The organism is Mycobacterium hubeiense (genome assembly GCF_002838065.1).
Taxonomy (GTDB): domain Bacteria; phylum Actinomycetota; class Actinomycetes; order Mycobacteriales; family Mycobacteriaceae; genus Mycobacterium; species Mycobacterium hubeiense.
Genome location: NZ_PIZU01000023.1, coordinates 31929 through 52714, shown reverse-complemented (window position 1 = coordinate 52714; position 20786 = coordinate 31929). Strand labels below are relative to the sequence as shown.

22 protein-coding genes are annotated in these 20786 nt (G+C 66.5%); 11 read left to right on the top strand and 11 right to left on the bottom strand.

The window, feature by feature from the left end; genetic code table 11:
- Positions 1 to 34: 34 nt before the first annotated feature.
- The gene (locus tag CWS39_RS17930; RefSeq protein WP_102144279.1) at positions 35 to 790 is read left to right on the top strand and encodes a glutamine amidotransferase; all 756 of its coding nucleotides are present in this window, start codon (positions 35 to 37) and stop codon (positions 788 to 790) included.
- A 35-nt stretch (positions 791 to 825) separates the two neighbouring features.
- Here the strand turns inward: CWS39_RS17930 and CWS39_RS17925 are convergent, their stop codons facing one another.
- Positions 826 to 1293: an Rv1352/Rv1906c domain-containing protein gene (locus CWS39_RS17925; RefSeq protein WP_199178180.1), complete on the bottom strand. Its 468-nt coding sequence runs from the start codon at positions 1291 to 1293 to the stop codon at positions 826 to 828.
- Positions 1294 to 1359: 66 nt separating this feature from the next.
- On the opposite strand from CWS39_RS17925, the gene CWS39_RS17920 reads away from it, so the two are divergent.
- From CWS39_RS17920 to CWS39_RS17910, 3 genes are read left to right on the top strand one after another with little or no spacing between them, the layout of a single operon-like run.
- On the top strand, positions 1360 to 2496 hold the full coding sequence (locus CWS39_RS17920; RefSeq protein ID WP_199178179.1) for an alkaline phosphatase family protein: 1137 nt from the start codon (positions 1360 to 1362) through the stop codon (positions 2494 to 2496).
- 32 nt (positions 2497 to 2528) lie between these two features.
- Positions 2529 to 2861 (top strand): DUF732 domain-containing protein, encoded by a 333-nt coding sequence (locus CWS39_RS17915; protein ID WP_102144278.1) that lies wholly within the window; start codon positions 2529 to 2531, stop codon positions 2859 to 2861.
- 16 nt (positions 2862 to 2877) lie between these two features.
- On the top strand, positions 2878 to 3339 hold the full coding sequence (locus CWS39_RS17910) for a DUF5078 domain-containing protein (protein ID WP_102144277.1): 462 nt from the start codon (positions 2878 to 2880) through the stop codon (positions 3337 to 3339).
- Between the two features lie 78 nt (positions 3340 to 3417).
- Here CWS39_RS17910 and CWS39_RS17905 read toward each other — a convergent pair whose 3' ends face one another.
- On the bottom strand, positions 3418 to 6324 hold the full coding sequence (locus tag CWS39_RS17905) for an MMPL/RND family transporter (RefSeq protein ID WP_102144276.1): 2907 nt from the start codon (positions 6322 to 6324) through the stop codon (positions 3418 to 3420).
- The gene (locus tag CWS39_RS17900; RefSeq protein ID WP_102144275.1) at positions 6321 to 6749 is read right to left on the bottom strand and encodes an MmpS family transport accessory protein; all 429 of its coding nucleotides are present in this window, start codon (positions 6747 to 6749) and stop codon (positions 6321 to 6323) included. Before CWS39_RS17900 ends, CWS39_RS17905 begins: the two co-directional genes overlap by 4 nt.
- 324 nt (positions 6750 to 7073) lie before the next feature.
- Between CWS39_RS17900 and CWS39_RS17895 the strand changes: the two genes are divergently transcribed.
- From CWS39_RS17895 to CWS39_RS17875, 5 genes are all read left to right on the top strand, one after another.
- On the top strand, positions 7074 to 7490 hold the full coding sequence (locus tag CWS39_RS17895) for a hypothetical protein (RefSeq protein WP_142386867.1): 417 nt from the start codon (positions 7074 to 7076) through the stop codon (positions 7488 to 7490).
- Positions 7491 to 7500: 10 nt separating this feature from the next.
- Positions 7501 to 8247 carry a peroxide stress protein YaaA gene (yaaA, locus tag CWS39_RS17890; protein ID WP_102144273.1) on the top strand — a complete coding sequence of 249 codons (747 nt, stop codon included), beginning with the start codon at positions 7501 to 7503 and terminating at the stop codon, positions 8245 to 8247.
- 315 nt (positions 8248 to 8562) lie between these two features.
- A complete protein-coding gene (locus CWS39_RS17885; RefSeq protein WP_102144272.1) occupies positions 8563 to 9039 on the top strand; it encodes a hypothetical protein in 477 nt (158 codons plus the stop codon).
- Between the two features lie 11 nt (positions 9040 to 9050).
- A complete protein-coding gene (locus CWS39_RS17880; protein WP_102144271.1) occupies positions 9051 to 9911 on the top strand; it encodes an LLM class F420-dependent oxidoreductase in 861 nt (286 codons plus the stop codon).
- Between the two features lie 57 nt (positions 9912 to 9968).
- Positions 9969 to 10208 carry a hypothetical protein gene (locus CWS39_RS17875; protein ID WP_102144270.1) on the top strand — a complete coding sequence of 80 codons (240 nt, stop codon included), beginning with the start codon at positions 9969 to 9971 and terminating at the stop codon, positions 10206 to 10208.
- A 3-nt stretch (positions 10209 to 10211) separates the two neighbouring features.
- On the opposite strand, the gene CWS39_RS17870 is transcribed toward CWS39_RS17875, so the two are convergent.
- The 3 genes from CWS39_RS17870 to CWS39_RS17860 form a co-directional block, all read right to left on the bottom strand.
- Positions 10212 to 10469, bottom strand: a complete 258-nt coding sequence (locus CWS39_RS17870; RefSeq protein ID WP_233213556.1) for a hypothetical protein — start codon at positions 10467 to 10469, stop codon at positions 10212 to 10214.
- Positions 10470 to 10850: 381 nt separating this feature from the next.
- Entirely contained in the window at positions 10851 to 11840 is a 990-nt protein-coding gene (locus CWS39_RS17865) for an ABC transporter ATP-binding protein (protein ID WP_102144269.1), read from the bottom strand.
- Between the two features lie 2 nt (positions 11841 to 11842).
- Positions 11843 to 12892 carry an FtsX-like permease family protein gene (locus tag CWS39_RS17860; protein ID WP_102144268.1) on the bottom strand — a complete coding sequence of 350 codons (1050 nt, stop codon included), beginning with the start codon at positions 12890 to 12892 and terminating at the stop codon, positions 11843 to 11845.
- Positions 12893 to 13003: 111 nt separating this feature from the next.
- On the opposite strand from CWS39_RS17860, the gene CWS39_RS17855 reads away from it, so the two are divergent.
- Both CWS39_RS17855 and CWS39_RS17850 read left to right on the top strand, forming a co-directional pair.
- A complete protein-coding gene (locus CWS39_RS17855) occupies positions 13004 to 13498 on the top strand; it encodes a macro domain-containing protein (RefSeq protein ID WP_102144267.1) in 495 nt (164 codons plus the stop codon).
- Between the two features lie 57 nt (positions 13499 to 13555).
- Positions 13556 to 14470: an alpha/beta fold hydrolase gene (locus CWS39_RS17850; RefSeq protein ID WP_102144304.1), complete on the top strand. Its 915-nt coding sequence runs from the start codon at positions 13556 to 13558 to the stop codon at positions 14468 to 14470.
- A gap of 2 nt (positions 14471 to 14472) precedes the next feature.
- On the opposite strand, the gene CWS39_RS17845 is transcribed toward CWS39_RS17850, so the two are convergent.
- From CWS39_RS17845 to CWS39_RS17825, 5 genes are read right to left on the bottom strand one after another with little or no spacing between them, the layout of a single operon-like run.
- Positions 14473 to 15306: a hypothetical protein gene (locus CWS39_RS17845; protein ID WP_102144266.1), complete on the bottom strand. Its 834-nt coding sequence runs from the start codon at positions 15304 to 15306 to the stop codon at positions 14473 to 14475.
- Positions 15307 to 15329: 23 nt separating this feature from the next.
- Positions 15330 to 16538 (bottom strand): enhanced intracellular survival protein Eis, encoded by a 1209-nt coding sequence (locus tag CWS39_RS17840; protein WP_102144265.1) that lies wholly within the window; start codon positions 16536 to 16538, stop codon positions 15330 to 15332.
- Between the two features lie 42 nt (positions 16539 to 16580).
- Positions 16581 to 17849 carry a competence/damage-inducible protein A gene (locus CWS39_RS17835; protein WP_102144264.1) on the bottom strand — a complete coding sequence of 423 codons (1269 nt, stop codon included), beginning with the start codon at positions 17847 to 17849 and terminating at the stop codon, positions 16581 to 16583.
- A gap of 7 nt (positions 17850 to 17856) precedes the next feature.
- Positions 17857 to 18084, bottom strand: a complete 228-nt coding sequence (locus CWS39_RS17830; protein WP_102144303.1) for a hypothetical protein — start codon at positions 18082 to 18084, stop codon at positions 17857 to 17859.
- 60 nt (positions 18085 to 18144) lie between these two features.
- The gene (locus tag CWS39_RS17825; RefSeq protein ID WP_306768839.1) at positions 18145 to 20784 is read right to left on the bottom strand and encodes a glycoside hydrolase family 2 protein; all 2640 of its coding nucleotides are present in this window, start codon (positions 20782 to 20784) and stop codon (positions 18145 to 18147) included.
- Positions 20785 to 20786 lie beyond the last annotated feature (2 nt).

The window sequence follows — 20786 nt, the reverse complement described above, 5'->3', positions numbered from 1 at the left end:
CTGCGCGGTCGATTACATTTAGCGCAGATCGCCTATGCGCACCGACGTCGACCACGCACCCTTCCTGCTGCTGTCGATCCGCGGCGAGGATGCGGCCGCCGACGACGAGTACCGGGCGATGATGCGCTTCGCCGGTCTGGACGCCGACAGCTTGCACCGTATTCGCCTGACCCACAGGCCTTTAGGGATGATCGACCTTGACGACTGGTCCGGCATCATTTTGGGTGGCGGACCCTACAACGTCAGCGACGCTGCCGAATCCAAGTCAGAGACGCAGCAGCGGGTCGAATCCGAACTCCTGCCCCTGATCGCAGACATCGTCGAGCGCGACTTTCCGTTTCTCGGATGCTGTTACGGCGTCGGCACACTCGGTTCGATCATCGGTGCCACCGTGGACCGCACCTACAGTGAGCCGGTCGGCGCCGTCACGATCACCCTCACCCCGCAGGCCCATGACGATCCGCTGTTCTCTGGGCTGCCCGACGTGTTCGACGCCTACGGCGGACACAAGGAAGCGGCCACCTCGCTCCCGCCGGACGTGGTGCGCCTCGCCGAGTCATCGGACTGTCCCGTGCAGGCGTTCCGCGTCGGCGCCAACGTGTATGCGACGCAGTTCCATCCCGAACTCGACGCCGACGGCATCTGCACGCGGATCGACGTCTACAAGAACCACGGCTACTTCGCACCCGAAACCGCCGAATCACTGAAATCTGCTGCCCGGCAACACAATATCGAGCACCCGCCCGAAATCCTCCGTCGGTTCGCGCGGCGCTACCTGCGTCGGCGCTAGCACACTGGTCGAAAGTGGTTGCGAATTCCGATGATTCAGGGGCCGGGTACCGGCGGCAAGCCCTGCGCGGTGGCGCCGGCGTTGATGCTGTTCAGGTAGGCGCGCAGCTGGGCTTGGGCGATCAATGCGGCGACCGGGCCCTGCAGCGGGCCGGTGGCCGTCACCGCGTCCGTTTTCTGCCACGGCTGGCAGCCGTCGGTTTTGAAGGCCTTGTCGGTCGCATCGACCAGCACGGTCTGCGGTTTCTTGGTCATCGCGTTGTCGATGATCGCGTCGCCGTGCAGATCGCCCATCCGCTTCCAGTAGCAGACGTCGTCGTCCACCGGCCCCGCCGAGGTATAGGTGCCCGGTTCGATGTCCGTGCCGACGACATAGACGCCGTCGTGGTCCATGGTCGTCTTGGGTGGTTCGGGAGGCGGCGGCGGATCGGCATGCGCGATGCCGGCACCCCCGCACCCCGCAACGAGCACGGCGGTGAGGACCGCTGCTCTCATCGACCACATAGCAGCCCACCTTACCTAATTAGCTGTGCTAACCCCTACTTCCCGGTCCGCCGATAGGCTCGCGGAGTGGAGCTGCCGCAGCATGACCCCAGCCTCCCGCACCTGGCCGATGTGGTGCCGTCGGTGCTCGGCGCGATGGGAGTGACGGGCTTCGACAACCGCCTCGACCTGCCCGGCGAGATCGCCGGGGCCTGCGTGCTGCTGGTCGACGGCCTCGGCGCCGAACTGCTCGACGCCCACGCCGCGGACGCCGCGGTGCTGGCCGGCCTGCGGGGCCGGTCACTGCAGGTCGGATTCCCCTCGACCACGGCGGCGGGGTTGGCCGCCGTCGGCACCGGCTGCCGCTCTGGGGAACACGGGCTGGTCGGCTATTCCTTCCGCCTGCCCGGCACCGGCGTCGTCAATGCGCTGCGGTGGCGCCCCCACCCCTGGGGCGATGACCTGCGCGACGAGGTCCCGCCCGAGCAGGTGCAGCCCCGACCGACGCTCTTCGAGCGGGCCGCCGCCGCGGGCGTCACGGTCCACGTCATTTCCGGCGCAGAGTTCACCAATTCTGGGCTCACCCGCGCGGTGCTGCGCGGCGGACGCTACATCGGCGTGCAGGCCCTCGGTGACCTGGCCGCCAGCGTGCGAACGGCCATCGCCGACAACGGATTCTGCTACGCCTACCACGGTGAGCTCGACCTGCTCGGGCATCTCTACGGCCCCGGCTCACCGGCCTGGCGGATGCAGTTGCGGCACGTCGACCGACTGGTCGAGTCGGTGGTGGAGAGCCTGCCACCTGGTGGGCTGCTCGCCGTGGTCGCCGACCACGGCATGGTCGAGGTCGCGCCGTCCGACATCGTGGACGTCGACGCGTGCTCGTCGCTTCTGGACGGGGTGGCGGCGATCGGCGGGGAGCCGCGGGCCCGACACGTCTACGTCGCCGACGGCGCCGGCGACGACGTGCTGGCGACCTGGCGCGAGACGCTGGCGGAACAGGCCTGGGTGGTGTCGCGTGAGGAGGCGGTCGCGGCCGGCTGGTTCGGTGAGCGCGTCGGCGACGACGTCAGGCCGCGCATCGGTGACGTCGTCGCGGCGGCGCGAGGCGCGGCGGCGATCGTGCGGCGCAACGTCGAGCCGCTGGAGTCGTCGCTGATCGGGCATCACGGCTCGCTCACCAGCGCCGAGCAGCGGGTGCCGCTGCTGGTGGCCTGCGTCTGACGGCGAGAGTTAGAGAAGCTAAGATTTATCGCATGAAGGTACTCGGGCTCGCTGCCATGGGCGCCCTGGCGATCGCCTTGGCCGCGCCGGCACACGCCGACGTCGACACCGATTTCGCCAACCAGCTGCACACCTACGGCATCTACGGTCAGCGCGACTACAACGCCTGGATCGCCAAGATCACCTGCAAGCGGCTGCACAACAAGCTGGACACCGACGCCTACCAATCCGCCGACTTCGTGTCCGCGCAGCTTCAGAAGGGCAGCACCACCCAGCAGGCGTGGCAGTTCCTCGGCGCCGCCATCGACTTCTACTGCCCCGACCAGCGACCCGTCCTACAGCGCGCCGCGGCGCAACCCCGTTAAGCCTGAAAGGATCCGCATGCGTGCGCATCGTGTGACCACTCTCGTCCGGACCGGCATCGCGGCACTCGCGCTGGGCGGCACCATGGCGGCCGCGCCCGGCATCGCCGGGGCCGACGCCACCGACGACTACCCCATCCCGAACCGGATGCTCAAGACGACGTGCACTGTCGATCAGTACATGGCGGCCGTTCGCGATACCGACCCGATCTACTACGAGCGCTACATGATCGACTACAAGAACAAGCCGGCCGACGTGCAACAGGGCGCCCGGGACCGCATCTACTGGTTCTTCTCGATGGATTACGCCGGCCGCCGAGCCTATTCGGAGAAGGTCGCGACCGACATCTACTACGAGCAGATGGCCTTCCGTTGGCCCAACTGGGCGAAACTGTTCTTCAACAACAAAGGCGTCACCGCACACGCCACCGACGTCTGCGCCTCCTACCCGCAACAGGATCCGTCCGTCTGGACCTGGTGAGCGCTCTCGGACACAAAAATGTCCGCCCCGTCCTCAGAACTCTGAAGGCGGGGCGGACGTTTCGTTATCGCGGCGTGCTCAGACCGGGCTGAACTCGTCCTCTTGAGCCGGCCTCGGCGACGGCGACGGCCACGGTGAGGGCACCGGACGCTGGCGCACGCGCTGCGGCCACCAGAACCACTTCCCCATCAGCGCCGCGATCGACGGCGTCATGAAGGCCCGCACCACCAGGGTGTCGAACAGCAGACCCAGGCCAATAGTCGTACCGACCTGACCGATCACGGTCAGTTCACTGACGGCCATCGACATCATCGTGAACGCAAACACCAGGCCGGCCGCGTTCACCACCGATCCGCTACCGCCCATCGCGCGGATAATGCCGGTGTTGATGCCGGCGTGGATCTCCTCCTTGAGCCGCGACACCAACAACAGGTTGTAGTCCGCGCCGACGGCCAACAGGATGATCACCGACATCGCCATCACCATCCAGTGCAATTCGATGCCGATGATGTGCTGCCAGATGAGCACCGAGAGACCGAACGACGCGCCCAGGCTCAACACCACCGTGCCGACGATCACCGCGGACGCCACCACGCTTCGCGTGATGAGCAGCATGATGATGAAAATCAATGTGAGCGAAGCGATTGCGGCGATCAACAGGTCATAGGTGTTGCCGTCGGACATGTCCTTGTAGACCGACGCCGTACCCGCGAGGTAGACCTTGGATCCTTCCAGCGGCGTGCCCTTGATGGCTTCCTTGGCCGCGTTCTTGATCTGGTCGATGCGTGCGATGCCCTCCGGCGTCATCGGATCGCCCTCATGGCTGATGATGAAGCGCACCGACTTGCCATCCGGCGAGATGAAGTTCTCCATGCCGCGCTTGAAGTCTTCGTTCTCGAAGACTCCCGGTGGCAGATAGAACGAGTCGTCGTTCATCGACGCGTCGAAGGCCTCGCCCATCGCCTCGGAGTTCTCCTGCATCTCCGACATCTGAGCCTGCATTCCCTTTTGGGTGGAATACATGTTCAGCATCATCGTGCGCATGGTCTTCATCGTCTCGATCATCGGCGGCATCAGCGTGACCAACTGAGGCATGAGCGTGTCGAGGCGCTCCATGTCCGGCAGCAGGTTCTGGATGTCGTCAGTCATCGTGTTGATGCCGTCGAGGGTGTCGAACACCGACCGCAGCGCCCAGCACACCGGAATGTTGAAGCAGTGCGGTTCCCAGTAGAAGTAGTTGCGGATCGGACGGAAGAAGTCGTCGAAATCGGCGATGTGGTCCCGCAATTCGGCGACGTCAAGCGTCATGTCCTTCATCTTGGTGACCATGGAGTGGGTGGTCGCCGCCATCTGGACGGTCAGCGCGTTCATCCGCTCCATGTTCTCGATGGTCTTCGTCATCTCATCGGCCTGCTTGAGCATGTTGGCCGTGAGGTCCTGGTTGTACTTCTCGGTCATCTTCTGGGTGGTGCCCTGCATGCTGATCTGGAACGGGATCGAGGTGTGCTCGATCGGTTTTCCGTCCGGCCGCGTAATGGCTTGCACGCGAGAGATTCCCGGGACTGCGAAGACAGCCTTGGCAATCTTGTTGATGACGAGGAAGTCCGACGAGTTGCGCAGGTCGTGGTCGCTTTCGACCAGCAGCAGTTCCGGGTTCATCCGGGCCTGCGAGAAGTGCCGGTCCGCGGCCGCGTAGCCCTGCTGCGCCGGCAGATCGGGTGGCAGATAGTTGCGGTCGTTGTAGTTGGTCATGTAGCCCGGCAGCGTCAGCAGGCCGACCAGTGACAACGCGATCGTGCCGACGAGAATGGCGCCGGGCCACCGCACGCACGCGGCGCCGACCTTGCGCCAACCCCGAACGCGCATCTGCCGCTTGGGTTCCAACACGTTGCCGAAGCGGCTGGCCACGCTGATGATCGCAGGACCCAGCGTCAGCGCGGCGAGCACGCCGACGACCATGCCGATGGCCAGCGGCACGCCCAGCGTCTGGAAGTACGGCAGCCGGGTGAAACTCAGGCAGAAGGTGGCGCCGGCGATGGTCAGACCCGAACCCAACACCACATGCGCGGTGCCGTGAAACATGGTGTAGTAGGCCGATTCTCGGTCCTCGCCCGTGCCTCGGGCCTCCTGATATCGGCCTGTCAGGAAGATCGCGTAGTCGGTGGCGGCCGCGATCGCCAGCGTCACCAACAGGTTGGTCGCGAAGGTCGACAGCCCAATGATCTCGTAGTAGCCGAGGAACGCGACCACGCCGCGGGCGGCCATCAACTGCATGACGACCATCACCAGGGTCAGCAGCACCGTGATGACCGACCGGTACACCATCAACAGCATGACGATGATCACCGTGAAGGTGACCGCCTCGATCATCCGCAGGCTTCGGTCGCCCGCGATGTGCTGATCCGCGGCCAGCGCCGCCGGTCCGGTCACGTAGGCCTTGACACCCGGCGGCGCCTCGAGCCCGTCCACGATCTCCTGGACGGCCTTCACCGATTCGTTGGCCAGCGCCTCGCCCTGGTTGCCGGACAGGTACACCTGCACGTAGGCGGCTTTGCCGTCATTGCTCTGCGACCCGGTGGCGGTCAGCGGGTCGCTCCACATGTCCTGCACGCTCTGCACGTGCTTGGTGTCGGCCTCGAGCTTGTCGACCATGTCGTCGTAGAACGCATGCGCGGCGTCCCCCAGGGGCTCTTGACCCTCGAGGACAATCATGATCGAGCTGTCCGAGTCGTATTCCTCGAACACCTGGCCCACGCGCTTCATCGCGATCATCGACGGCGCCTCGTCGGGGCTCATCGACACCGCGCGCATCTCCCCGACCGCTTCCAGCTGGGGCACAACGACATTCAGGACGGCAATGAGGGCGATCCAGCCCAAGATGATCGGCACCGCAAACGTGCGGATGGTCCGCGGGATGAACGGACGCTTCGCGTGCCGGGCGGGCGGGAACGCGTCGGTCGGCGCGTCTGTCACGGGCACGCTCATGCGGACCTCACAAAGCAAAAGGTCAGGGCGTTCACGCCGGTTGCGGTCCTCTCGTCCTTCACTTCGTCGTCGACGGTGATGCGGCAGGTGATCGAACTGCTGTCACCCTGCGCCACGATGTTCGGGGCCGCCGACGGCGCCGTCGTCTCCAGCGTCAGCGACCACGGAATCGCGGCGCCGTCCAGCCGTTGCGGCTTCGCGTCGAGATCCAGGTAGTTGATGTTGGCGTAGCTGCCGTCGCCGAAAATCTCGTATTTGACGACCTTGGGATCGAACGGTTCGGGGTCGTCAGCGAAGACCTTGGGGGTCACGGTGATGGGGTTGGCGGCGAAGAAGGTGCGTATCCGCTGAACGGTGAAGCCCGCGATCAGGACCACTACCACGATGACGAGCGGTATCCACGCTCGCCTGAAGACTTTCAACACCGCATTCCCCGCAACCGTCGACGTTCGCTATCTGATCAGTCCCGGGCGGAGGCCGGCGCCATGCGCCTCCTCCGGCCCTTGCCGTCGCCATAGATTAGTGCATTTAACTTATCCATGTCGCCCCCTCCCTCGGCGTTTAGCTGTGGGCTGACTCACCAGTAATCCCACGGTGAGGGGCAGATCACGGCCTATAAAAAGGACACCCCCGTCAATATCTACGAAATTCCTGCGCACAGGTTTGCCCGACCGTAATCTGGGTTATGGAGACGTAGAAGGGCGCACGGAAGGCAGGAAATGTGCGTTCGCGTTGCTGCGATGTGTGCGGTGGCGCTGCTCTTAGCGGGTTGCGGTCATCGCGCCGACGAACCTGTGCCTGCCACGGGCAAGACCACCATCGCCGCGGTCGCCGCGGCTGACGCCGCCGCCAGGCCGACGCCCGCCGAGGTTCTCCTGCCCCCGGATCGTGAGGGCAATCCGGCGTGCCCGCCGACGGACGCGTGGGGACGTGACGTCAGCGACGGCGGCACTCTCGTCACCGTCTGGAGCGACCACGCCGACGTCGTCACCGTGTTGGTCCGCACGAAGAGCGGCGTCGACCGGGCCAAGACCGAGCGGATCGGCCCGCACGACGGCTTGCGGCTTTTCGAGTTCCCCGACGTCGCTGCCGAGACGGTCTCGGGCGTGCTCATCCTCACCAACACCCGGCGCTGCTATTCGATGATGGATCCGGCGACCGGCTAACCTCTCCGCCGTGCTCGTGCTGCTGCCGCCGTCGGAGACCAAACAGCCCGGCGGCGACGGACCGCCGTTGCGGCTGGAGTCGCTGAGTTCACCCTCGCTCGGTCCGATGCGTGCCGCGCTGATCGATGAACTCGTCGACCTGGCCGCCGACCGCCCGGCCGCACGTCGGGCCCTGGGAATCTCGGCGTCTCAGGATGCCGAGATCGACCGCAACGCGGCGCTTCGCAGTGCACCGACGATGCCCGCGATCCAGCGCTACTCCGGGGTGCTCTACGACGCCCTCGACATCGAATCGTTGCGTGGCGCAACGGCTTCGCGGGCCCACGCCCGCCTCGCGATCGCATCGGCATTGTTCGGCTTGCTGCGTGCCGACGACGCCGTACCCGCCTACCGGCTGTCGGCGACGTCGAAGCTGCCGGGGCAGCCGGGACTGCCCGCACGATGGCGGCCGCTGCTCGAACCGGTGCTGGCCGAGATCGCGGCGAGTCAATTGGTCGTCGACTTGCGTTCCGGTTCGTACGTGGCGCTCGGCAGGGTGCCCGGCGCCGTCGACGTGCAGGTGCTCGCCGAGCACCCCGATGGTCGGCGGACGGTGGTCAGTCACTTCAACAAGGCTCACAAGGGACGGCTCGCCCGGGCCCTCGCCTCGAGCCGGTCTGAGCCGAACGACGCGGCAGCGGTGGCCGCGATCGCTCGTCGCGCCGGCATGCGGGTGGAACGCCGAGGCACGCAACTCACCGTCGTCGTGCCCGCCTGACGATCAACTCAGCAAGGCCCGGCAGGCTTCGTCGCCTTGACGAAGGCGGCGGTGGGCAAATGCGGCTGGACGCGCGTGAAAAGTACTCGACGAACGAATTCCGCAGGGGCCCGCATTGATTCGGGGCCGTTCGTGCAAAATGAAGAAACTCGCGCCGAGAGTGATTCCTACCAACCTGTGCATGACTGTGCCATGACGGGAGCGGCCTTGGTCACCTACCCAGCGTCTTCGCCACCTCAACTTCGAACACGAGGCCGTCATCGAAAACAGCGTGCGCGCAGCCGGGTATCCCCCCTCAAGGTCGCAGGAACGGCCGTGCTCCTGGTGGCAGTGGGGCTTGTCACCGGACTCCTGATGAAGTGGGCCGGCAAGGATTCGACGGCGGTGGCGGGCGCTCGTCAACTGCCCGCGCCGGCGCCGGTGACGCGTCCGCCGGCGCCGGCGTCGCCCTTCGCCACCGACGACAGAGGTTTCGTGAACTCCGCTGCGCGGTGTGACGGGTCGCAGACGGCATCGGCCATCGGACGCACCGCAGGGTCGCTGGTGGTGATCTGCGCCGAGCCGGGCGGCTCCTACGAGTACTTCGGCGTGCGGTTGAGCGATGAGGCGTCATTGCACACCGCGGCGCAAACAGCTTCCCCGCGTGGGTTTCTCGCCCGCAACTACAGCGTCACCTATGCCGTCTCCCCCACTGAGCTTCTCGTCACCGCAGGTGATCGGGTCATCAAACACGAGCCGATGATCGAATACCGCGAGCTGCGCGGACAATCCGCCGGTCCGGCACCCCGATAGAGTCGGTGGCTATGGACCTTTCGGGAGTTGGTGTATGGAGCGCCCAGCTGGAGTACGGGGATCCGGCCGAATCCGCCGACGCCGCCACGGAGTTGGAGGAACTCGGCTTCTCGGCGCTGTGGATTCCCGACGTCGGCGGACCGGTGCTTGCGGCCGTGGAGCGCCTGCTGTCGGCCACCAAACAGACGGTCGTCGCGACCGGCATCCTCAACCTCTGGATGCACACGCCGGCCGACGCCGCCGCCGCGCATGCCTCGCTGACCGCCAGCCACGGTGAGCGTTTCCTGCTCGGCATCGGGGTCAGCCACGCGCCCCTGATCGATGCCGCCGAGCCGGGCCGCTACCGCAGGCCGCTGGCGGCCACCCGCGCGTTCCTCGACGGTTTGGACGCCGCTCCCCGGCCGGTACCGGTCGAGCAGCGGGTGCTCGCCGCGCTCGGGCCGAAGATGCTCGAGTTGGCCGCGACGCGGTCACGCGGCGCTCACCCGTACCTCGTCACGCCCGATCACACCCACACGGCCCGCGAGGTGTTGGGTGCCGGGCCGCTGCTGCTGCCGGAACAGACGGTGATCCTCACCGACGACGCCGACGAGGCCCGCGCCATCGGGACCGATTGGCTGCGCGCCTATCTGGCGCTTCCGAACTACGCCAACAATCTGCTGCGCTCCGGCTTCTCGCCCGAGGACGTGTCGACGGTGAGTGATCGGCTCTTCGACGCGATCATCGCGTGGGGCGACGAGGCGGCCGTGCTACGGCGAGTCGACGAGCACGTTGCCGCCGGCGCCGATCACGTGTGCATCCAGGTGCTGCTGGCCGACCAGACGGTCTTCCCTCGCGAACAGTGGCGCAGGCTCGGGGCGGCACTGCGCTAGCCGATCGATCGCGCGAAATCGGCCACCGCGCTCGGCCGATTGGCTACGGTTGCCGACGTGGAGTCACGCGATACGAAAACCCCGGAGCTCGTGCCGGTCGAGGCACTCCGTTCGGGTGACCCGATCACCGACATCAACGGCGGCGGCCAGCACTACACCGTGTTGGAGTCCAAGGTCGTCGGCGACAGCTGCGTCGTGCTGGAGCTGGAGTCCAAGGCCAACGATCAGCTACGGGTGATCGAGATGTCCTTCCCCACCGGGTATGAAGTGGGACGTTCACCGCGCCGCATCCTTTAAGGGCTACTCCGGCACCAGGTCGTCGCTGTCGACGAATTCCAATGTGCCGCTGTCGAGCATGACCGCCCAGCGACGAGCGGCGTTGGCGATGTGCTTCTCACCGATGTCCACCGAATATCCGGCGCTGTCCCCAAAATCCTCGACGACGACACCGTGCACCTCGTTGTCGGTGTCGGGGTGGACCCGAACGCGGGTGTCTACCGCGACGACGGTTTCGGTCTTCTGCTCGTCCTGCTCGGCGGCCACGTCCTGATCAGTCACGTCATTCCCCTCGTTATCGCTTTGCGCCATGGCAACTGTTTGCCGTAATCGAGCAACGAGACGCGCGCGTACCGGCCATAGCTAATCCACTGAACAATGCCGCCCTCCCCAGGCACCACCCCCCGAGGGATGCGATCAACGTCGGTTGATCGTTCCCCGAACGTAACCGATCCTTGGACAGATGACGGGCCAATGTCAAGGGCTGAAACCGACGAATGTCAATTGACATGCTCGAATATCGCCACTGGCAAATGGGATATCGAGCCGTCCGAGATCTGGGGAATTCGCTGGTATACCGGCGGCACTCCCGATCACGCATGGCGAAGAGACGCAGTATGGCTAACTAGTTGATCTTGATATACCGGATATCAACCGGATTGCTCAATCCAGGTCGAGTGGACGATGCTCGATGGCATCGTGCACACCAGTGGCACCGAGCCGCTCACGGAACGCCTGCACCGTGTACCCGATCACGGTGGCGTCCGTGCGAGCGCGCACCGTGGCCGAGCGCGGCATGCCGAACAGCGTGCCGATCTCGCCGAAATAGTCACCGGCAGTGGCGATTTTGAGCAGTTCCTCGCCCCCGTTGGCCAGTTCGCGCACGATCTCCAGCTCGCCGTCGGACACGATGTAGATCAAATCGCCCATGGTGCCCTGCTCGAAGAGCACGGATCCTGCTGTGAGCGAAACGGTTTCAGGTGGCCGGTCCGTCGAGGCCAGATGTGGAACCAGTTCGACGACCCGATCGGCCAACGGCAGGATCCGGGTGTCGTGGGTCGCGACGACGACGACGTGATCGTCGGCCAGCTCGCGGATGATCCGCAGCACCTCTTCCACCTGGATGAAATCCAGGTGCGCGGTTGGCTCGTCGGCCAGCACCAGGGGCGGGTCGAGCGCGATCGCCCGCGCGACTGCGACCCGCTGCTGCTGACCGCCGCTGAGGTCACCGGGACGGTGGCGCAACCGGTCTGCCAACCCGACCCGGCTCAGCAGTTCCTCTGCGCGTTGACGCGCGGCCGCGCGGGACATGCCCGCCGCCCACATCGGCACCGAAACGTTCTCGATCGCAGTGAGGCTGGGCACCAAGTTGAACGCCTGGAACACGATGCCGACCGTGTTGCGCCGGTACGACGAGAGCTCCCGACGGTCCAGGGCGGTGACTTCGATATCGCCGAATTCGATGCGGCCCGCCGTCGGGCGCAGAATACCGCCGAGGCACGACAACAGCGTTGTCTTCCCACAACCGCTGGGGCCCAACAGGATTGCCAACGAGCCCGCCTCAACCTCCAGGTCCAGGCCGTCGATGGGGCGTACTGCATATCCCCCGCTGGAGTATTCGACCACCAGGTCCTTGACGCGCAGATCACTCATGGTCAAGGACCTCCGAACGCGAGGGCCGGGTCGACCCGAACCGCACGGCGCAGGCCGGCAACGCTGGCGAGCAGCCCGATCAGCACGGCCACGGCGGGCAATAGCACGAACGCCGATCCCGGCACCACCACGCGCAGCGGAAACAGCGGGCCGAGGATGAGCGACAGCACACCACCGAACAGCGCCGAGATCACCGCAACGAGGACCGCCTGCAACGCGAGGCCGGCGAGCACCGCGCGGGTCGTCACACCGACGGCCTTGAACACCGCGAAGTCGCGGGTGCGTTCCAGCGCCGAGAGATAGATGAGCGAGCCGACGATCAACGCCGCGACCACCCACAGCAGCACGGCCATGAAGCTCATCGCACGGTATGCCCCGTTGAGCGGGCGCAACATGTCGTTCATGGCATCCGCGCGGTCGACGACCCGGTAGCCCTGCGGAACGTGCGCGGGCTGCCCGGCGATGCCGATCGAGGAGATCAGCGGCTGACCGGAGAACAGCAACTGCTGCGCACCTTCGACGGTGAGGAATACGTTCGGCTGTCCCGACAGCGCCGTCGAGTCCTTGACCAGGCCGACGATACGCATTGTGCGAGAACCGATTTCAATAACGTCACCGAGACCGCGGCCCAGCGTGTCGGATACCGCGAGCTCACCGGGGGCGCCTGGCGCACGGCCGGCCATCATCGCCGGCATCCCGGGACCGCGTTGCGACGCCCCAAAGATGTTGGCCTGCTGCGGCGAGTCGCCGCGCTGGATGATCGCGCTCCCGTACACGAGCGGCACCGCGATCTGCACGCCGGGAATCCGGGCGACCGCCCGCAACTCTGCCGCGGGGAACGTCGCCGAACCGATGAACGGCCCCGCCGCGCCGGTCTTGATCAGGTACGTGTCGATGCCGAGAGAGTCGACTGTGCGCGCGGCCTCCACGCGAAACCCGTTGGTCAACCCGGTCAGCACCAGCGTCATCGCGAATACCATTCCGGTTCCGACGATTGCGATGAGGAAGCGCCGGCGCCGCCACTGCAGATCCCGCAAGGCCGCGGTCAGCACGCGCCGACGCCCTTTCGCATGGTCCCCGACGTTACCGAGATGCCGGGATCGCGATGGCGGTTTCGGCGCAGGCGCATTGCCCCGACCACCGTTATCTGGTAGGCGACAGTCATGGTCGAGATGGAAGTTCTTCAGGCGGACGTGACGAAGCTGGACGTGGACGCGATCGCCAACGCGGCCAACACGCGGTTGCGGCACGGCGGCGGGGTTGCCGCGGCGATCGCCCGCGCCGGTGGTCCGGAGGTGCAGCGGGAGTCGGACGAGAAGGCGCCGATCGGCCTCGGTGAGGCGGTCGAGACGACGGCAGGCAACATGCCGGCGCGCTACGTGATACACGCCGCGACAATGGAACTCGGTGGGCCGACCTCCGCCGAGATCATCACGCGAGCCACCGAGTCGACGCTGCGCAAGGCCGACGAACTGGGCTGCCGGTCGCTGGCCTTGGTGGCGTTCGGCACCGGAGTCGGCGGTTTCCCGCTCGACGCGGCGGCCCGGCTGATGATCGACGCGGTCCGGCAGCATCAGCCCGCGTCGCTGCAGCGTGTGGTGTTCGCCGTCCATGGCGACGCCGCGGAACAAGCCTTCAGGTCTGTCTTGCAGGCATAGTTCGGGAGTTTGCCCCCGTCTGCAAATGTGACCTGGGGCACGTGCGACACTCTGCGCATGGTTGTCGCAATCGAGCGCCCCAAGATCGAGGGAAACATCGCTGTCGGCGAGGACCGGCAGATCGGCTTCGCCGAATTCGGGAACCCTCAGGGCCGCGCCATCTTCTGGCTGCACGGCACTCCCGGCGCGCGCCGGCAGATTCCGACAGAGGCGCGGGTGTTCGCCGACGAGCACCACATCCGGTTGATCGGACTCGACCGGCCCGGCATCGGCTCGTCGACACCGCACCAGTACGAGAACGTCTTTGCCTTCGCCGAGGATCTGCGCACGATCGCCGACACGTTGGGCATCGACAAGATGGAGGTCATCGGGCTTTCCGGCGGCGGCCCCTACACACTGGCCTGCGCTGCGGCCATGCCCGACCGCGTTCTGGCGGTCGGTGTACTCGGCGGCGTGGCGCCCACCAGCGGCCCCGACGCCATCGGCGGCGGTGTGATGGCCCTCGGCACCTTCGTCGCACCTCTGCTGCAGGTGGCCGGGCTCCCCATCCGCCTGGCGGCCACCGGCCTGATCCGCCTGATCCGGCCCGTCGCGGAGCCCGCACTCTATGCGTATGCCCGGATCTCCCCCGAGGCCGACCGCCAACTGTTGGTGCGTCCCGAGTTCAAGGCGATGTTCCTCGACGACCTGCTCAACGGCAGCCGCAAACAGCTCGCCGCCCCGTTTGCCGACATCGTGGTCTTCGCCCGCGACTGGGGTTTTCGGCTCGACGAGGTGAAAGTCCCCGTCTACTGGTGGCACGGCGACCGCGACCACATCGTGCCGTTCGCCCATGGCGAGCATGTGGTGTCGAAGCTGCCCGACGCGCGGCTGTACCACCTGCCGGGCGAAAGCCACCTCGCCGGGCTGGGGCGCGCTGAAGAGATCATGCGCACGATGCTCGACGCGTGGGACAGCTCCGCGCAGAAGTGAGTTCAGCTGGATCGCCGACGGGTGGCCCGCTCGGCTTCCTTCAGGCGCCCTTTGGCGTCTTTGACGGCTTCGGTCGCCTCCCGGCTGGCCTGCTTGGCCTTGTCATAAGCGTCTTCGGCGGCGTAGAGCGCTTCCTCCGCCTCGGTGAGGCGACGGCGGGCGTCGTCGCGGCGTAACCGCGCCGCCGCCAGGTCGGCCTGCCGCTCGGTCAACGCGTCGTCCGCCTCGGCCTTGGCGCGCTCGGCCGCGTCCAGTGTGGCGCGCAGGGCTTCGCGTTCCCGGCGTGCTTCATCGAGGGTGTCGTCGGCAGGCTCGGCCCTCGCGGGTTTCGGCTCCCGTTGCGTCTTCGGCCTGCTGGGCGTGGATACCGTTGCGGTGTCACCGAATTCGCCGAAGCCGGTCCACTGCTCGGCCTTCGTCAGGCGGCCGAGTCGCGCCGCCACCTCGGGGTCGGCGATCGCCGCCTGCACCGTGCCGACGACATCGTCACGCAGTGCGGCGGAGGGGTCATTCACTCCGGCGGCGGCGAAACCGCTTCGGACAACCTCGTCGATCAGCCGGCGTTGCTCGCTCGACAACTCGCGGATGCGCTCGCCGTCCATGGCGGCGTGCGCTGCCCGTAGCCGGTCACCGAGGTCAGTCAGCCGCCGCCGCGTCTGCTCGTTGCGTGCCGCCAGGTTGACGACCCAGGCCGCGGTGGTGGGCTTGCGCGCGGCGGAGATCTGCTTGGCGGCGGCAGCGTCGCCGCGCTTCTTGGCCGCCGCGGCGAGCTTGGTGCGCAACGCGGTGAATTCGTCGGGCTTGACGCTGTAGAGCTCGTTGAGGTTGTCGGCCATCAGGCCATGATCTCGCGCCGCGGCTAGAAACCGAAGCCCAATTCGGCGGGTACATCGCTCACGAACGCGGCGTCGATCTGATGGATGAGCACAGAGTCATTGGCCCGCAACCGATTTGCCGCGGCAAACGCCGACGCTCGGTGCGCCCCCAGGTAGAGGCTGCCCAGCACGTCGATGTCCATCGCGACCTCCCCTGGGGCGTCTGTCGGGACGCAGTGAGCGCGACCGTCACGAACCTCGAGCACGAATCTGCCCCCGTCACTGCGGAATCGGTCCGAAACCTCGATCACGGCGGACAGATCCGCCTGGTATCGCCGGGCGGCGAGCGCAGCGGGAACATCCATGATCCGAAGCCACAAATCGTCGCCGTAGGAGATGGTGCGCGCCCGTCGAGGGTCGGTCAGCAGGTACGGCAGCGGATCACCGGGGTGGGTACCGATGACGATCTTGTCCATCAAATCCAGACCGATGAGCGCACGCCATATGGCGGCGTGGCCGTCGGCGGTCGCCGCGGTGACCTCGTGGACCCGTACCGTCATCGGATCCTCGCCGTGCACCCGATACAGGGCGTAGCCGTCCGGATGGAGCAACGCAAACCACTCGCTGCCGCCGCCGCGGGTGTTGTCGCGGTCGGCGAGCAGGTCATCCCACAACGCCTGCGGACGAATCAGCCCGCCGGGTGTCTCCAGGCGCCATCGCTCGTAGATCGCGGCGAACTCGTCGCGATGCTCGGCGGGCTTGACCAACCGCACGCCGCCGGGATCGGGGACGTCGGCGTGGAACTGCGCGAACCGGCGCTCGACCGCGAGTTCCTGCTCGATGGTGGCCGGTCCGTACCCGAAACGGCCGTAGATGCCGCCCTCACTGGCCGTCAGTGCCGCGATCGGATACTTGGCATCGGCAATACGTTGGTGCAGTTCGGTGTACATGGCGCGCAGAAGTCCGCGCCGGCGGTGGGTGGGCGCCACCGCTACCCAACTGAGGCCGGCCACCGGCAGCACCGTCCCGCCCGGCACCGTGAGCCGCAGGTCGAGGTATATCGCCATACCGACGATGTCGGTGCCGTCGCACACGACGACGCCGCCGTCGTCGGCCACCATGGCGCGCCACGCCGCTTCTGAATCCGGATGCCCGAACTCGCCAAAACATGTGGCGCCCAACAACGACATCGCCGGCCAGTCGTCGTCGGTGACCGAGCGGAGGGAGGTGATCACAGAACGCGACTGTGCCACAAGCCGTTAGCGACCCGCATTCAATTTTCGGCGGCGCACACCTCAGGTCGTCTCCATCAGGGCGCGACGCAGCAGATGCATGGCCACCGTCGTCGACCGCTCGCGGATGTCGTTGCGGTTGCCGGGCAGCCGCAGGGTGTGGGTGACGGGTGCCGCACCCGCCAACAGCACGCTGAAACACACTGTGCCCACCGGCTTGTCGTCTGTCCCGCCGCCGGGGCCCGCGATGCCCGTGATCGCGATCGCGGTGTTGGCGTCGAAGCGGCCCAGCACACCGCGCGCCATCGCCTCGGCGACGGGTTCGGACACCGCCCCGTGCGTGTCGATCAGCTCCGCGGCCACGCCGAGCAGTTGGGTTTTCGCCTCGTTGGCGTAGGCGACCACGCCACCGGCGACGTACGCCGAAGAACCGGGAAGCTCCGTCAGTCGGGCCGCGAGCAGGCCCGCGGTGCAGGATTCTGCAACCGCGATGCGCCGACCGGCCAGCAGCCGCGCCACCTGGTCGTCAACCCGCGAGCCGTCCTCGGAGAAGATTTCGCGGTCGTGGCGCTCGTGGAGCAACTCGACCAGCGCCGCGTACATCGGCGCGGCCTGCGGCTCGTAGCGCGTCACCATTTCGACTTCGCCGCGCCGCAGGCAGGTGGTGATTTCGAGCGCGTCGAACCCGGGAATGGCCTTCTCGGCGTCGCGCAGCGTGTCGGCCACCCCCGACTCCGGCAGCCCGAACATGCGCACGGTGTCCTGCCGGTACATCGTCCGCCCGGCGATCGCCGTCTGCACCGCATCGGTCGCCACGGCCGTGTGCCACATGGGTTGCAGTTCGCGCGGCGGTCCCGGCAGCACGACCACCGTCGGTTTGCCGGGCACCACGACGCCCGGTGCGGTGCCCACCGGGTCGATCACCTGCGCGCCGAGTGGAACGAGGGCTTGTTTGCGGTTCGCGGCGCGCACCGCCTCGAAGTCCACGCCGGTGAAGCGGGCCATCAGCCGCTGCAGGATCGCGGTGATCGTGGCTTCGAGCTGTTGGTCCAGCACCAGCTCGCGCCCACAGAACCGCGCCACCACCTCGACGGTCATATCGTCGGCGGTGGGGCCCAATCCACCGCTGGTGATGATCAGATCCACTCCCTGATCCGCCAGAAAGCGCAGCTGCGCCTCGATGTCGGCGGGGCGATCGCCGCAGATCGTGATGTGGGCCAGTTCGACCCCCAACTCCAGGAGGCGGTCGGCGAGCCAGGGTCCGTTGAGGTCGGCGACGCGCCCGGTGAGGACCTCGGTCCCGGTCACCACGATGCCGGCGCGGACGCTCACCGGATTCTCACTTGGCGGTGAGCCATCGGTTGATGGCCGCGAAATCCCGTGTGTAGGTGGTCATGATGTCGTCGTGGAAGAGCGAGCCGCCGTTGATCACGTCGTCGCCGCGCCAGATCACTCGCACCCGGGCGTTTCCCCGGACATAGACGTCGACGCGGTCGTCGGCCTGGTGCCGCCAGCCGGCCTCCTCGGCGAGCCGGACGAGCTCCTGCCGGTCAACGGTTGCGCTCATCATATGTTCCTCCTGTTACGGGCTGCCGCTCCAAGGTATCCGACGCGGCTCGGCCCGCGGCTATCCGACCGCCACCACCTGCGGCGTCGTGTTGTGGCCGCTGACCCGCACCCAGGTCGCCGTCGGGCCGGACGGCGGGATCGCAGCGCGAACCTCGACGGTTTCGCCGGGGAACACGGTGACGTAGTTGTCGGAGTACTCGACCGGAAGGATCTCGTCGCCGTCGCGGGTCGCGGTGAACTCCACTCGTTCGAAGAACGCGATCCGGCGCGTCGGGTTGTGCAGCCGGACGGTGACGTCGCGCTCCCCCGGCGCTCGCTGCGCGGTGACGTCCAGCGCGACCTCGGGCATGTCGTCGAGCGCCGTCATGTCGGCCCAGCTGACCTGGTTCAGCTCGAACGCAGTGTCGGTGCGTGGCTCCCCGACGTCGTCGAGGCGCTGCGACTGCCAGTAGGTGTTCTCCGCCATGACGTTGCCATCACGGTCGGTCAACTGGCAGCGCACGAAGTAGACCGGCGAGTCACGCGCAACGCGAGGCAGCGTCATGGCGAGCGCCGTGCCGCCCGCCGCCACGGTGAGCGCGCCGGTAACGGAGTCCTCGCGTAGGTTGCCTGCGAGGTCGTACACCCGCACGCGCACGCGCAGACCGTCGCGGTCCCGCGTCGTCTGATTCACCACCGTGACGTTGGCCAGCCGGTGATCGCCGGTGGCGTACGAATCGAACACCACCGACAGCGGCCGCAGCCCCTTCTTGGCGCCGAAGTACGCGCCACCGGGCCGCAGGTAGTAGTCGAAGATATGGCCGAAGAACGACGGCCAATGGTTGTTGAGCATCCAGTAGATCGTCATCTTGTGGGTGGCCCAGCCCTTCGCGGCGTACGCCTCGAACTGAGCGCGCGTGGACTCATAGTGCGCCAGTTGGGCTTTTGCCGCGAATTCCTCTGCGCTGCTGGATGATCCGTAGCGCCGCAGGATGGCGCGCCGGATGCTGGTCAGGGTGGAGTTGCTGGTGTTCGAACCGGCGTGGAAGTACCAGGTGTCGTTGATTGGCCAAAGCCGTTCCGGCGGAATGAACTTGCGCAGGCTGGCCACCGGCGGGATGTGCTCGTTGTCGCCCTGCTCGGCGGTGGATCCGCGAGTGGCGCCGTAGCGCCCGCTGAACCAGTAGCTGGGCGGGCGCCAACTGTACGGGCCGGCCATGTGGATGCCGTCCCAGTCGATGACACCGGTGGCGTCTCTGGTGAACGATGAGACGGTGTCGACGGTCGCGTTCTGCCAGTGCAATCGCTCGATGATCTGGTGGTATCTGCCCAGCACGTCCGGAGGCGCCTTACCGTCACTTCCGTTGGCCCAGAGGAACACCGACGGGTGCCGGCGCAGCATCAGAATCTGCGAGCGCAGGCTGTCCTGGGCGACCCGGTGATCCTCGGCGTCCCACTGAGACCACTTCTCCCACTGGTTGCAGCACATCCACCCGAACATGAGCGGGATGCCGAGCTCGTCGGCCAGCTCGACGATGTTCTCGCCGGGGAACTTGCCCTCGAAGCGAATCATGTTGAGGCCCAAGTCTTTGACGTAGCGCAGGATCGCCGCTTCGCGGTCCGGGTCGTATTTGTAGAGCAGATCCGGCGTGTATGCCGCGCCGCGCACCAGGAAGTCTTTGCCGTTGACCTTCAGGTAGAAGTTGCCGCCGGCGCCCAGTTCCGGGAACTGCTCGTTGTCGTCGCGGTGCTGGGTGACGGTGCGGATGCCGAACCGCTGTTCGCTGGCATCGACGACCTGGTTGTATTGCCGGAATTCCAACCGCAGGTCGTACAGATTCGGCTCGCCCATGGTGTAGGGCCACCACAGGTCAGGGTTGGCCACTGTCAGCGCTGCGAAAGTATTGGGGGTGAAACTGATTTCGCGATCTTCCCCTGGCGCCAGAGTGACTGCTTGTTCAACACCGAGGTCCGGCTTGCCCGCGCGGGTGATCGTTGCCAGCAGTGTGCCGCGAACGGCTCGCGACGACGAGTTGCGCACGCTGGTGTGGATCGTCAGCCTGGCTCGATCCGCCTGGGGTAGCTCCGTGTTGACCGTCGACGGGCCGATGAGGACTGCGCCCGAGGCTCGCAGAGAAATCGGTTTGAAGATGCCGGCATTACGGTCAGGCACAAAGGAATTACCGTTCGCCGGGTTCTTGCCGGGCCCCTGATATCCGAGATATCTCCAGTTGATCCAGTCGTACCAGCTGTCGGCCAATTCGACACCGTCGATGTCTTGGAGTGCCTGCTCTGGAGTGATCTTGACGGCCAGCACGTTGGTCTCCGCCTGCTCGATCCACGGTGTGACATCGAGTTGGTGGCTGGTGTGCATACCGACGATCTGTCTGTTGCCGGCCACCAGATGACCGTTCAGCCACACCTCGGCGCGGTAGTTGACGCCGGGAAGCTGCAAGTGGTAGCTGGTGTGTCCGGCGGGCGCGTCAAATGTGGTGCGGTACCACCAATCCTGTCGGTACAGGTCTTGAGGTATCTGATCACGTAGATTCGTGCCGCGGTACGGATCGGGGTAGGTGCCGTCGTCGGTGAGGATCTGCAGCACCGTCGCCGGCATCTGGCGGACCTCATGCCAGCCGGTGGGACGGTAGTGCGCCCCGGAAAGCGTTGCGCCGTCCGCGGTGACATCCCGTGCCGACGTGAGCTTCCAGCCGTGCGCCAATT